Annotated in this window: 9 protein-coding genes and 2 tRNA genes; 4 read left to right on the forward strand and 7 right to left on the reverse strand. The window is 67.0% G+C overall.

Going from position 1 to position 12847, the window contains the following annotated elements; genetic code table 11:
• Positions 1-29 precede the first annotated feature (29 nt).
• On the reverse strand, positions 30-2360 hold the full coding sequence (locus AC07WC_RS03495; RefSeq protein ID WP_495208791.1) for a TonB-dependent receptor: 2331 nt from the start codon (positions 2358-2360) through the stop codon (positions 30-32).
• A gap of 345 nt (positions 2361-2705) precedes the next feature.
• On the opposite strand from AC07WC_RS03495, the gene AC07WC_RS03500 reads away from it, so the two are divergent.
• Both AC07WC_RS03500 and AC07WC_RS03505 read left to right on the forward strand, forming a co-directional pair.
• The gene (locus AC07WC_RS03500) at positions 2706-4034 is read left to right on the forward strand and encodes an acetamidase/formamidase family protein (protein WP_495208792.1); all 1329 of its coding nucleotides are present in this window, start codon (positions 2706-2708) and stop codon (positions 4032-4034) included.
• 102 nt (positions 4035-4136) lie between these two features.
• Positions 4137-4212 (forward strand) — tRNA-Ala (locus AC07WC_RS03505).
• A 70-nt stretch (positions 4213-4282) separates the two neighbouring features.
• On the opposite strand, the gene AC07WC_RS03510 is transcribed toward AC07WC_RS03505, so the two are convergent.
• The 6 genes from AC07WC_RS03510 to curA form a co-directional block, all read right to left on the reverse strand.
• On the reverse strand, positions 4283-4450 hold the full coding sequence (locus AC07WC_RS03510) for a hypothetical protein (RefSeq protein ID WP_495208793.1): 168 nt from the start codon (positions 4448-4450) through the stop codon (positions 4283-4285).
• 100 nt (positions 4451-4550) lie between these two features.
• Entirely contained in the window at positions 4551-5729 is a 1179-nt protein-coding gene (locus tag AC07WC_RS03515; RefSeq protein WP_495208794.1) for a Ca2+-dependent phosphoinositide-specific phospholipase C, read from the reverse strand.
• Positions 5726-8005 carry a TonB-dependent receptor gene (locus AC07WC_RS03520; RefSeq protein WP_495208795.1) on the reverse strand — a complete coding sequence of 760 codons (2280 nt, stop codon included), beginning with the start codon at positions 8003-8005 and terminating at the stop codon, positions 5726-5728. Before AC07WC_RS03520 ends, AC07WC_RS03515 begins: the two co-directional genes overlap by 4 nt.
• Positions 8006-8130: 125 nt before the next feature.
• The gene (locus AC07WC_RS03525) at positions 8131-9375 is read right to left on the reverse strand and encodes a TetR family transcriptional regulator (protein WP_495208796.1); all 1245 of its coding nucleotides are present in this window, start codon (positions 9373-9375) and stop codon (positions 8131-8133) included.
• Positions 9359-10678 (reverse strand): MFS transporter, encoded by a 1320-nt coding sequence (locus tag AC07WC_RS03530; protein WP_495208797.1) that lies wholly within the window; start codon positions 10676-10678, stop codon positions 9359-9361. Before AC07WC_RS03530 ends, AC07WC_RS03525 begins: the two co-directional genes overlap by 17 nt.
• A 97-nt stretch (positions 10679-10775) precedes the next feature.
• Positions 10776-11798: an NADPH-dependent curcumin/dihydrocurcumin reductase gene (gene curA / locus AC07WC_RS03535; RefSeq protein WP_495208798.1), complete on the reverse strand. Its 1023-nt coding sequence runs from the start codon at positions 11796-11798 to the stop codon at positions 10776-10778.
• Positions 11799-12021: 223 nt separating this feature from the next.
• Between curA and AC07WC_RS03540 the strand changes: the two genes are divergently transcribed.
• Together AC07WC_RS03540 and AC07WC_RS03545 are read left to right on the forward strand one after the other, a co-directional pair.
• Entirely contained in the window at positions 12022-12411 is a 390-nt protein-coding gene (locus AC07WC_RS03540; protein ID WP_495208799.1) for a hypothetical protein, read from the forward strand.
• 219 nt (positions 12412-12630) lie between these two features.
• Positions 12631-12706, forward strand: a tRNA-Phe gene (locus AC07WC_RS03545).
• Positions 12707-12847 lie beyond the last annotated feature (141 nt).

Here is a 12847-nt window from a genome sequence, read left to right on the forward strand (position 1 = left end):
GCGCGAACGCGCCGCCGGTGCAGCCGAACTTACCAGTTCATGTTGAGCGACACACCCACGGTGCGCGGCTCGTTGTACACCGCCGCCATGTAGTTCTCGATCACACCCTTGAGGTTCTTCTCATTGGTGATGTTGCGCGCGAACAGCGCCACTTCCCACGCACCGTAGTTGGCGGAGTAGCCCAGCTTCAGGCCGCCTTCGAAGCTGCCCTTGGAGTTGAACTCGGCCGAGTCGTACAGCACGAAGCTGGTGTAACCCTGCTTGTTCCAGTCGGTGGAGACGAAGAACACATCGGCGTCATTGACCGGCATGTCGTAACGCGCAGCCAGGTTGATGTTGTACTTCGGTGCGTTCGGCAGCGGGTTGCCGTTGATCTGCGCGAAGGTGTTGGCACCGACCTTGATGGTCGGGTCGTTCACGGTGCACACCACGGCGCCGTTCAGGGCGCAGACCTGGGCGTACACGCGGTCGTCCTGGATCTTGCTGTGCAGCAGGCTGACACCGGCGCTCAGGGCCAGGTTCGGGATCGGACGCAGTTCCATGTCCGCTTCCAGACCATAGGCCTTGGCCTTGTCGGCATTGAACAGCACGCCGTTGCCGTCCGAATCGTTGCCGTTGAGCTGGATATCATTGACCACGTAGGTGAACGCGGCGGCATTCACGCGCAGGCGGTTGTCCCACAGGCTGCTCTTGATGCCGGCTTCCCAGGACAGGATGGTTTCCGAGTCCGCCGTGGTGAAATCGGCATTGAACACGGCCGAACGGCCCTGGATGGTCGGGCCACGGAAGCCGCGGGCCACACGCGCGTACACGCTCAGCTGCGGATTGAACGCATACATCGCGCTCAGGTCCCAGCTCGGCGTGGTATCGGACATCTCCACGTAGGTGCGGCCCTTGTAGGTCACGGCACCGGCGGCGGTATCGGCGGTCTTGAGCAGACGGGTCTTCTTCTCGTCCTTGGTCTGGCGCAGGCCGGCGGTCAGGGTGAACTTGTCGGTCACGTCATAGCTGACCTGGCCGAAACCGGCCCAGGAGGTGTTGACGTTGCGCAGGCGCACCCAGTTGTTCGGGTTGCGGGCATTGCCCTGCAGGAACCACGCGCGCTGGTAGAAATCGGTGGTATCGCGGCCGTCGAAGTAGAACGCACCGACCTGCCACTTCAGGCGGTTGTCATCGGCGTTGGCGAGGCGGAATTCCTGGGTCCACTGGTCCAGATCGCGGATCTGGCCCATCGACTGCCCGTAGCCGTTGGGCACGCCGTTGACCGGGTAGTTCACGGCCGCGCCGCCGTCGGTGTCACCGCGGCTGTAGCCGGAGGTGGTTTCGTAGGCGGTGATCGAAGTCAGCGAGACATTGCCGAAATCGTAGATGGCCTTCACCGAGCCACCGTAGGTCTTGTAGGCCTGCGGGTTGTTGTCGGCTTCGTCGTAGGCCACCTTGTCGCGCGGCACGTTGGTCTTGTTGGAACCCTTGGTCAGCGCGCCGCGCAGGAACAGGGTCGAGGTGCCGTCGTAATCGCGTGCGTGGGCCGAGGCCAGCAGCGAGAAGTTCTCGCTCGGCTGCAGCAGCAGCTGCGCGCGCACGTTGCGGTCGTCGAAGCCACCCATGGCGTTCTTCTTCGGCGCGACCGTGCCATCGGCGCTCGGGCCGCTGTAGGTGTTGTCGACGTAGTCATCGCGGTGCTGGTACAGCGCCGACACGCGGAAGGAGGCGATGTCGTTGATCGGGCCGCCGAAGCCGCCGTCGATCGCCACGCTGCCGTAGGAGCCGTAGCTGGCCTGCACGCGCCCGCTGTAGTCCTGGCTCGGCTTGATGGTGTCGAACTTGACGATGCCGGCGGTGGTGTTGCGGCCGAACAGCGTGCCCTGTGGGCCGCGCAGCACTTCGATCTGGTCCACGTCGTAGACCGGATTGGACTTCAGCACCACGTGCTCGAGCACCACGTCGTCCTGGATGATCGAGACCGGCTGCGAAGCACCCAGGTAGAAGTCGATGTTGCCCAGGCCGCGGATGTAGAAGCGCGGGAAGATGCGGCCGGTGGTGGTTTCGGCGTAGAAGCTGGGCACCTTGCCGGACAGCGCAAGCAGGGTGTCATCGCCGCCGGCGGTGTAGTCGCGGATCTTCTCGCCCTGCACCACGCCGATCGAGACCGGCACTTCCTGCAGATTGCGCTCGCGGTGGTCGGCGGTGACGGTGATGGTGTCCAGCGAGGTCGCGCTGGCGGACGGGGCGTCCTGCGCCGAGGCGGCAGCCGACAGCATCAGCGCGGCGGACGCACAGGCCAGGGCCAGCGCGCGGCGGCGCGGCAGGGAACGGGAAAGAAGACGCGTCGACACAGGGGCGTGGCGTTGAGCGGGCATGCAGAGGTCTCTGGTAGTACAGATCGGGGCAGCCGGCGGTATGGCCGGGCACCATAGGAAATCGGCACCGCTGTGGAAACAGCGATGCGGCACGGTATTGGCTGGATGTTGCAGGTTGGTGTCAGGGCGTTGTGGGCGACGGCTGTCCGGCCCCCCTGGTCCACTGGCTATGCGGCCGCGTTTTCTGGCGCGGATTATGCCCTTCCGGCACGCGCGCCGGAAGGGCGGACCCCGCGATCGGCCCCATCCCGCACATGGGTCCGGCCCTCGATCACATGTCGCTCGGCACTTGTCGCCCTCTTCGTTGCGGCAAACACTGAACCGGTCATCCACGAGATCCTGCGCATGTCCCCTCGCCGCTTGGCCTGCCTGCTGCTGTGCTTGTCCGCCCCGACCGCCTACGCTGGGGAACCGCCGGCGCAATGGCTGGTCACCACCGACCTGTGGGGGAACCCGGCGTATCAGCTGCTGACCCTGCCGGACCAGCAGGGACCGCTGCAGGGGCGCTTCGATGGAGACCCGTTGCAGGGCCGCCGCCAAGGCAACGCCCTGGCGTTCGACGTCACCGGCAGTGATGGCGCGATCTACCGCTTTCGCGGCGAGCAGGCCGACGAGGTGCTGAACGGCACCGCCGACTATCCCGATACCAACGCCAGCGAACGACGCGCGATGCACACCTTCAGCGCGCGCCGGTTGCCCGCACGGCCGGCCGGTGGACCGCGGCAGCACGACTTCGTGCCCACCACGTACGCCAATGAATTCTCGCCGCACCGCGCACCGGTGCTGACGCTCTGGCCGGGCGACAGCGTGCGCACCACCACGCTGGATTCGGGCGGCGTGGACGCCAAAGGCCAGACCCGGGCGCTGTTCGGCAATCCGCAGACCGGGCCGTTCTTCGTGATGGAGGCCGAGCCCGGCGACGTGCTGGCGATCCACATCAAACGGCTGCGCTTGAACCGCGACTACGCCGACAGCCTGGACAGCATCGTGGGGCGCGCACAGACACCTGCGCTGGCCGCCAGGGCCACCGACCTGGACAAGCCGGTGCGCTGGACCCTGGATCGCGAGCATGGCCGTGCCCGGCCGCAAGCAGCCACCGGCAGGCTCAAGGACTTCTGGGTGCCGGTGCAGCCGATGCTCGGCGGGCTGGCGGTCGCTCCCGGCTTCGGCAATGCGCCGATCTCCACCGGCGACACCGGCCGCTTCGGCGGCAACATGGATTTCAACGAGATCCGTGAGGGCGCGACCGTGTATCTACCGGTGTCCCAGCCCGGCGCCCTGCTCTACCTGGGCGATGCACATGCGCTGCAGGGTGACGGCGAGACCTCGCAGTACGCGCTGGAAACCTCGATGGACGTCGAGTTCAGCGTGGACGTGATCAAGTCCAGGCCGCTGTCGGCAACGCGGGTGGAATCGGCCACCCAGTTGATGGTGCTGGGCCAGGCCGGCTCGCTGGACGACGCGCTGCGCGCCGCCACCGCCGGGATGGCACAGTGGCTGGAACAGGACTACGGGTTGACGCTGTCCGAGACCGCCCAGGTGCTGGGCAGTTCGGTCGGCTACGTGGTGGCCAACCTTGCCGGGCGCAGCGTCGGCGTGGCCGCCAAACTGGACAAAGCGCTGCTGCGGCAGGTGGAGCGGGCACCGGGCAGTGCACCTGGCGCCCGCCGCTGATCCTGACCAGGCCCCACTTGGCAGGCAACGCCGGTCGGCGCTAGACTAGGCCCATCGCGAGGTACGGCCGAGGTCGGTACGCCACGCAGCTGCACCACCCGTGGGGCCATAGCTCAGCTGGGAGAGCGCGTCGTTCGCATCGACGAGGTCAGGAGTTCGATCCTCCTTGGCTCCACCACTATTCAAAAGAACGCCCCGGGAACCATGTTCCCGGGGCGTTCTGCTATCTGCGGGCTGCCGTCGGTTGCTTATGCGCCCTCGGGATTGTCCTTGCGCTCCGGCCGGCGCGTGCCTGCATCGTGGATGGCCTGATCGGTCTGCGCCGGCCGCTGCCTGGCGGTCTCGTCCTGCTTGTGGTCCTGCTGGCTCTCTTCGACGCCTTCCTGCTTGCCTTGCTGTTTGTCGTTGCTGGTCATGACCGCTACTCATCTGAACGTGGCGGCAGCATCGCATGGCGCCCGTGAGGCGCCGGTCGCCGCCGTGTGCGCACCATGTCCGCATGCCGCCAGCACCGCATCACTCGGCCTCGTTCACCGGATTGGCCCGCAATCCGCCAGGGAACGGCGGCACCACGTATGCATTGCCGAAAATGTTCGGCGCGAACGGGTAATCCGTCGAGATGATCTGCGCACCGCTGGCCAGGGCCGCATCGCGGCGCCCGGTATCGTCGCGGCGTGCCTCACCGGTATCGATGTCCGCGCGACTGCGCACCAGATAGCCCTGGGCCACCAGCTGCCGGATTTCGTCGCCACGGGTCAGTGCGTTGTCGATCATCACGAAGGCCGCGTGCGGCATTCCGGGCCGGCCCTGCACGAACGCCATGCGTCCTTCCAGATTGGGATGCCCCTCCAGGTAGGGCGCGAAGGTGTTCAGGTTCAGCCCCGGCACGATCATCAGGAACACGAACTTGCCGCGCGCCGCCGACAGCAGCGGCCACTGCCCTGCTCTGGCCGCCGCTTCCAGCGTGGGTTGCCGGCCACGCAGGTCATCGGGCGTGATCACCCGGTCACGCCCCAGGATCTCGGCGATGGACGCATCCATTTCCGCGAAGGCCCGCGCGTCGAACGGCTCCACCGGCGTAGCACCGGGAATCGCCGTAGTGAAACTGGCGAACTTCGGCTCCAGCAGCACGAACACGGGCGAGTGCCCGGGAGTGGCATCGGACCAGGCGCGCATCTGCTGCAGGCACAAGCGCAGCGTCGGGCAACTGCTGCGGAAGTCGACATCGACCATGTGCAGCGTCTTCAGGCCGGGCTCGCGCAGCGCGTCGTCGAACAACGGCTCCAGGTCGCGCTCACCGCGCGCGCGCAGCAGCCGGTAGGGCAGCGGATCGACGAAGCGGCCACCGTCATGATCGACGTTCAGATCCAGCTCCACGCTGCGCAGACCGGCGCGCAGCTGGGTCTCCAGGGTCGGAAAGCGGTACTCCAGCGCCGGACGCAGGCCATCGTCGAAGCTGTTGGGATGCTCATCGACGAAGTCGCGCCGCATCTGTTCGGGCATCTTCTTCATCATGCCGTTGATCAACGGCGTCAGCAGCGGGTCCATCACCTCGAACACCCGCGGGTCGGCCGGCTGGCTGTAACTGTTGTGGGTACCCACCACCTGGATCTGGTTGAGGCGTGGTTCGGCCGCGGTAGCGGACCCGGCCATCGCCAGCGCGAGCACACCGGTACACAGGACAGCGCGGATCATTTGGCTTCTCCCCAGCCCTGGAAGCGCACCCGGATACCGAACATGCGCGGGTTGGCGCGGATGGCGGTGGGCACGCCGAAGTACTTGCCGCCGTTGCCGACGTCACGCACCCACTCGCGGTTGAAGGCGTTCTCGACGTAGGCCTCGACCAGCACCGCACCGTCATTGCGTTCCAGGCCGGCACGCAGGTCGACCAGCGCGAAGGCCTTCTGGCTCTCGCTGTCGAGGTTGTCGTTGTTGAGGTAGTACTTCGAGCGCCAGGCGTAGTTGGCATTGCCGAAGACCTCCCAACGTCCGAACGCGGCACCGCGCCAATCCAGCGTGAGGCTGGCGGTATGCGTGGGCGCCATCCGGAACACATTGCCGGAGCGATCCACCAGCGTGCCGTTCACCACCTCGAAGAAGCTGTCATAGCGGGTGTGCAGGTACGCGTAGGCACTGGACACCGTGAGCGACGGAGTCAACTGCCAGGCGCCACTGAGTTCCACGCCGTGGGCCGAGGCCTTGCCGGCATTGACCATGCCCACGGTGAGGTCGGCGGCACGGGTCTGGAAGTCGTTGTAGTCGTAGGTGAAGGCGGCCGCATCGAAGTAGAAGCGTTTGCCGATCGTGCCCTTGGCGCCGATCTCGTAGTTCAGCACTTCCTCGGTGCCCAGCTTGCCGAAGACCGGTTGCGGCACGCCGCCGACCGGCGCGGCGAAGCTGATCTGCGGGTAGCCCGAGCGCAGCCCGCGCGACACGCCGGCATATACGTTGATCTGGTCAGTGGCGCGCCAGGTCAACGCCGCGCGCGGCTGCAGCAGACTGAAATCGCCCCGGGTACTGAACTCCTGGCCCAGCGAATTGCCCAGCCCGTTGGGCATCGCGATCGGGGCGATCCCATCGACGGTGCCGACTGTGGCGGCATTGCGCACGCGGGCCTGGTCCTTCGTGAAGCGGACGCCCGCATCCAGCGTCAGCACCGGCAGCACGTCGTATGAGGCGTTGACGTATGCCGAGGCACTGCCGCGGTGGTTGCGGGTGCTGTTGAGCGTATACACACCGCTGGTGACCGGCTGCCCCCGGTAGTCGGTGACCGGCGTGGTGCTGTTCGGGAAACCGGCCAGCAGGTACTGCTCGTTGATGGTGGTCTGGCTGAGGTTGTAGGTCTTGTCGTCGTAATAGCCGAGCCCGAACGCGGTGCGGAAGCGACCGCCGGCATCGTAGGCCAGGCGGAACTCCTGGCTGAGGATGCGCTGGTTGTCAGCCCAGTTGCGGCCGATCAGGAACGGATAGGACGTGCCATCCATGTCCCAGGATTCGGCGAACTCCACTTCGCGCCACGCACTGATGGAGCGGATCTGCCACGCATCGGACAGGGTCCAGTCGGTCAGCAGGGTCACGCCGGTCTGGCGGCGCTGCTGCGGCGGATCGTAGGAGGTCTGCGCGGCATCGGAATACGGACTGGTGTCGCCACCGGGCGAAGCGATATTGATCGCCTTGGTCATCACGAATCCATCGTCGTCGGCCTGGTGGTCGACGATCAGGTCCATGCTCACGTCCTCGCGCGGCAGCCAGCGCAACGACATCCGCGCGGCCGTCATATCGTCATCGTTGAGCTTGGGGCCGCCGGCCAGGTTGCGCACGTAGCCGTCGCGCTCGCGCTTGCGCACCGCCAGGCGCAGGCCCAGTTCGTCCTTGACCAGTGGCGCGTTCAACACCGCCGTCGCGCTGTAAAGGTTGTAGTTGCCGAGCTGGCCCTCCATCGACCATTCCCAATTGGAGGGATCGGCCTTGCGCGTATGGACCGCGATCGCGCCGATCTGCGCGCCGCGTCCGTACAGCGTGCCCTGCGGTCCCTTGGCCACTTCCACGCGCTCCAGGTCGTACAACTCCTTGAGCATGCCGCGCGACCGGCTGGTATCCACGTCGTTGAGGAAGAACGAGATGCTCGGCTCGGAGACCGCACCGGCGTTGCCTGCCTCGATGCCCCGCATCACGAAGCTGGCCGAGCTGTCGGTCTGCTGCTGCACGAAGAAGCCCGGAATGCGGGTGGACAGGCGCTCGAAATCGGTGAAGTTCTGCTTCTCGATCTCCTGCCCGGTGACTGCGGCGATCGAGATCGGCACGTCCTTGATCGACTGCTCGCGCTTCTGCGCGGTAACCACCACCGCATCAAGCGTGGCCGCCCCGGCGCTGGCGCGCGCCTCCTGGGCAGACGCGTGTTCAGACAGCTGCAGCCCCAGTAAGGGCAGCAGGGCGAGGGACAACGTGGAACGTTTGAAAGTGGCACACATGCTGGAATCCCCTGGTCGGTTCAAGACCGGGGGATACTAGGCACCCGCAGTGACAGATAGATTACGGTTGTACGGAATTAGTATTCATCCATAGATGGCGCATTTCGATTCTACAAAACAGTTGTTCAACCCCTCAGCGCCTCGGTCAGCCAGTCCAGCACTGCGCCGGGCGGCATCACCGCGCCACTGTCCGCTGCCGCCAGCGCCGTGGCGCCAAGGCCGGCCAGCGCCGCGGCCTGCCCGTCCAGGCCGTCCACGCGTGCGTACCCTGTGCTGCGCAGGATGTGCACCAGGTTCTCGCCGCGCAGCCGGCGCAGGTCCATCGCCTGTGGCGCCAGTTCGGGATCGCGCGCGGCCGCCAGGCTGATCGCCAAGGTGCCCCGCATGGTGACCCGCTGCCGCCGCTCGGGCGAATCCACGCCGGGTGCCGGCATGCGCCCCTGGGCGACCAGATACACCATCTCCTGCCCGGCCCGCAGCAGATCGCGACCGCTGCGGCAGTGGTAGGCCACGGTAGACGCCGGTATGCCCAGGCGCTCACCCACGGCACGATGGGTCACCGCTTCGGCGCCTTCTTCCAGGATGACGTCGCAGGCAGCCACCGCGATGTCGCGACGGCGGCCGGGAGCCAGCAACGCCGAATCGCCCTGCGGGCCCGGCAGGCCGAGCTGCGGATCCAGGCGCCGTACCAGCGCGTCGAACAGACTGCTGCCGGCAAGCCCGTCGCGCTGCGCCGGATCCAGCCGCCGCGCCAGGCGCGATACCGCCATCCGCCGCAGCAACCGGTAGTCCGCATTCGCCCCCAGCGCCAGACCATGCACGCCTTCATCGCTGACATAGGCGAACACCGCATCGGCCCAGCGCACGCTGTCGACGATGCGGCCAGCCAACAGCGCACGCCAGAAATCACGGCGGGCCTGCAGCCAGGGACGCAGGCGCACTGCCAGATCGGTATCCACACCCGCGCGCAGCAGCAGGTCGGCCCAGATCAGGCTGGTCAGGCGGGCAGCGCCCGCATCGGCCTCGCCCTGGGCATCGTCCAGATACCCCTCCACCGTCGCCGCCAGGGTCGCCGGGTCGAACTGGCGGACGCTGGCCAGCCGCGCCTGCCAGATATCGTGCCAGCGCGCATCACGCTGACGCTCTGCGTCCAGCAACTGCTGCACGATGTCGGCCTTGCTGCCCAGGTGGTAACTCAGCGTCGCCAGGGTGACCCCACCGGCGGCCGCCAACCGGCGGAAGCTCAGGGCACGTGACCCCTGCAGGGCCAGTTCGCGTCGCGCGATGGCGATGAGCAGGTCGGCCTGGGTGGCCGGTGCCTCCCCCGCGACGGCCTCGCTGCGTACGACGTTCTCAACTGGTTTTGGCATGCATCGTCTCCATCCGTGTTACTGAAAAGTGGTGCCAGAGCAGCGCGAAGACGATGCATCCCACTGCACCGATGGCCGGTCCCGCCGCCATCAGCCAGATGATCCGCTCGTTGTCGGCCTCGCGATAGTCAAACCCGCCCAGCAGGGCGCCCAGCAGCAGCGCCCCCATGGCCAGCGCCAGCTTGGAGGTGGCGGTCAGGGCGGCGTAGGCCAGGCCGATACGAGCGCCCGGCAGGGTCGCGGCGGCATCGGCGTACGCTGACCATAGGGTCAGCCCCAGGCCACCCCCGGCCATGCCAAGCAGCATCGCGCAGCACAGCGCCATCCAGGGTTGGTACGCAGTGAGCAGCCACAGCCCTGCGCACGCCAGCAGCAGTGTGCTGAAAGCGATCACCAATCCGGTGTGCCCGCGCCCCGTGATCACCCGCCGCCACAGCGGTTGCGACACGATCGTGGCCAACGCGCTGGCGGTAACCAGCGCCCCGCCCCAGCCGGGGGAGCGCAGTACGTGCACCGCGAAATAGGGTTCCAGCTTGCCGAACAGCGGCACGCTCACCAACAGGATGAAAAACAGGCCCAGCAGCGGCCACGGCGGGTTTGCCTCCGCGCCGGGGCTGCCGGGCAGTCGCGGCGCGGCGCCCTCGCCGGCATGGCGCAACACCCGCCACAACCAGCAGGCACTGCCCATCGCCACGACCGCCATCAACACGGTCAACAGCAGGAAGCGGGTCGCCTGGCTGGGGACGCCGTCGTCCACCAGCAGCGGCGCCACCGCCAGCGCGAGCCCGAGTCCTGCGCCGCCGCTGACCGCGATCCGGGTTGCTGCACCGCGCGCGCGGCCGACGCTGTCGGTCGTCGCCAGACTGAGCAGGACGTTCTGCGGTGTGTCGTACACGCTGTATCCCACGCGGAACAGCAGTGCCATGCCCAGCGCGAATGGCAGGCGCAATTCCGCCGGCAGATGGGCGGTGGTGAACAGGCAGACCAGCGCCAGCGCCGCCAGCGCCGCGCCCTGCAACTGCAGGAGTGCGCCCCCCCGCACGCTGGACAATGTCCTGCGCAGGGCGTGGCCGACCAACAGGTCGCTGGCCGCACTGGCCAGCAGGCTCAGTGCGATCACCCCGCCCATCGCGGCGGGCACCAGGCCGGCCGCTTCGGTGAGGAAGAAGGCCAGCAGCAGTTCGCCGGCCTGCCAGAACAGGCTCTTGCCGAAATGGGCGGTGGCATAGGCCAGCGAGGCGTGGCGATCACCGCCGAACAACACGCGCACCTGCCCTTGCCGGAGCATCGCCTTACCCGCCATGCCCCACCACTCCATCACCGCCGCACAGCGGCGTAGTGTGGCCGCCGATGATGATGACTTGATGACAGCGTGACCTGCCGGCGCACGCCCCGTGCCGTCAGGTCAGTTTGACCACCAGCTTGCCGAAGTTGCGGCCCTTGAGCAGGCCGAAGAACGCCTCCGGCGCGTTTTCCAGGCCCTCCACGATATCTTCGCGATACTGCACGCGGCCGTCCTTCAGCCACCGCCCCATGTCGCGCAGGAAGGCCGGGAAGAAGGCGTGCAGGTCGGACTGGATGAAGCCGCGCACGGTGAGCCGTTGGCGCAGCACCTGGCTGATGAAGCCCGGCAACCGGTCCGGGCCAGGCAGTACCGCGCCGCGCGCGTTGTAGGTGGCGATGGTGCCGCAGACTGGAATGCGTGCGAAGTCGTTGAGCAGCGGCGCGACCGCATCGAACACATGCCCGCCGACGTTTTCGAAATAGACATCGATGCCGTCCGGCACCGCGGCACGCAGCTGCGCGGCGAAATCGTCGGCGCGATGGTCCAGCGCCACATCGAAGCCCAGCGTTTCCAGATACGCGCGCTTCTGCTCGCCACCGGCAATGCCCACCGTGCGCGCGCCCTGCAGCTTGGCGATCTGCCCCACCGTCGCACCGACCGGGCCGCTGGCAGCAGCCACCACCAGGGTTTCGCCCGGCTGCGGCCTGCCGATTTCCTGCAGGCCCACGTATGCCGTGAATCCGGGCATACCGTACACACCCAGTGCCGTACTGATCGGCAGACCGGTGTCCTCCAGCGTGCGGCTGATCTGATCGCCGTTGACGACGGCATGCGTCTGCCAATTGCCGGGTGCCAGGACATGCTCGCCGACGGCGAAGCCCGGATGGTTGGAGGCGAGCACTTCAGCGACGGTGCGTCCTTCCATCACCGCATCCAGCGCGACCGGCGCGGCATAGGATGGCCCCTCCTCCATGCGACCGCGCATGTAGGGATCCAGCGACAGATAGCGATTGCGCAGCAGCACCTCGCCAGCGCCAGGCGTAGGAACCGGCACCTGTTCAATGCGGAAGTTCGCCGTGACGGGAGCTCCGTCCGGGCGCGAGGCGAGCACGATGCGGGTGTTGGTGAGCGCGTTCATCAGCGGATCGCTCCGGGAGAGACTGGAAAGGGACCACGACAGTAAGCGCTCCGGCCGCGTCCGGGCCGGGGGCAAAACAGCGTTCCACCCGTGCAGCGCTGCGTGCCGGTGCAGTTGCCTTGTGCGACAGCGACTGATGATCCCGGTCGCGTCACAGCATTCCATGCGTACGTACGTGGATGCAGCATTGCCCACGCCGTTGGGCAGGGCGCATGATCGCGTCATGCACGTCGCCTCTTCCCGCCCACGCCGCCATCTGCTGCCGGTACTGATGTCCGCCACCACCGTGTTCGGCCTGGCCTGCTGGGTGGTCCTGGCGACCGAGCCCGGTTGCCTCGCTGCACAGGGGCACTGGTCCTCCGGCACCGGTCAGTGCTACACGCGCCTGTGCCTGCTGCAGGGCGACTGCGGTCAACGCGCCGCGCCGATTGCCGGGTGCGCCGGGCTGCAGCCTGGTGATTCGCGCGGCAAAGTGTATTTCCAGCTGGGCAATCCGCTTCGTGGTGCCGGCATGGACGCCCAGTGGTCGGCCCACAAAACCAGCAGCGATCGCATCGTGGCGCGCTTTGCCGACGAACGCCTGGTCAGCCTGCAGTGCCCTGCCACGAACTGACGCCCGTCGCGCGGCGAACGCCACCGGCGCCGAGCGCCGCCGCCTGAACTGATGTTCATGCGCTCCGACGATGCGTTCGCGCCCTCTGGATCAAGCACTTGGGTGCCTGCGGACAAGCGCTCGGAAACAAATGTGAAATTTTTTTTGCGAAACGCTTGCCGAACCCCTCATACCTCCGTATTATTCGCGTCCTCGCCAGCGGCAACGCAGCGATGAAGTGGCCGGGTAGCTCAGTTGGTAGAGCAGGGGATTGAAAATCCCCGTGTCGGCGGTTCGATTCCGTCCCCGGCCACCACAATTTCAAATGACCTGCAGAAATGCAGGTCATTTTTTTTGTCTGCGGTTCGGCACGCGATGATCGACGCGACGATTCGCAGCGGATTGCAACGCGGTCGAACCCCTCGGGGTTGAAATCCGCGCGTGGGCTGTGGCGCTA

Source organism: Stenotrophomonas sp. GW821-FHT01H02A (assembly GCF_059422145.1).

Coding starts and splice junctions, on each gene's coding strand:
- AC07WC_RS03495 (WP_495208791.1), bottom strand. CDS start 2,360: ATGCCCGCTCAACGCCACGCCCCTGTGTCGACGCGTCTTCTTTCCCGT.
- AC07WC_RS03500 (WP_495208792.1), top strand. CDS start 2,706: ATGTCCCCTCGCCGCTTGGCCTGCCTGCTGCTGTGCTTGTCCGCCCCG.
- AC07WC_RS03510 (WP_495208793.1), bottom strand. CDS start 4,450: ATGACCAGCAACGACAAACAGCAAGGCAAGCAGGAAGGCGTCGAAGAG.
- AC07WC_RS03515 (WP_495208794.1), bottom strand. CDS start 5,729: ATGATCCGCGCTGTCCTGTGTACCGGTGTGCTCGCGCTGGCGATGGCC.
- AC07WC_RS03520 (WP_495208795.1), bottom strand. CDS start 8,005: ATGTGTGCCACTTTCAAACGTTCCACGTTGTCCCTCGCCCTGCTGCCC.
- AC07WC_RS03525 (WP_495208796.1), bottom strand. CDS start 9,375: ATGCCAAAACCAGTTGAGAACGTCGTACGCAGCGAGGCCGTCGCGGGG.
- AC07WC_RS03530 (WP_495208797.1), bottom strand. CDS start 10,678: ATGGCGGGTAAGGCGATGCTCCGGCAAGGGCAGGTGCGCGTGTTGTTC.
- curA (WP_495208798.1), bottom strand. CDS start 11,798: ATGAACGCGCTCACCAACACCCGCATCGTGCTCGCCTCGCGCCCGGAC.
- AC07WC_RS03540 (WP_495208799.1), top strand. CDS start 12,022: ATGCACGTCGCCTCTTCCCGCCCACGCCGCCATCTGCTGCCGGTACTG.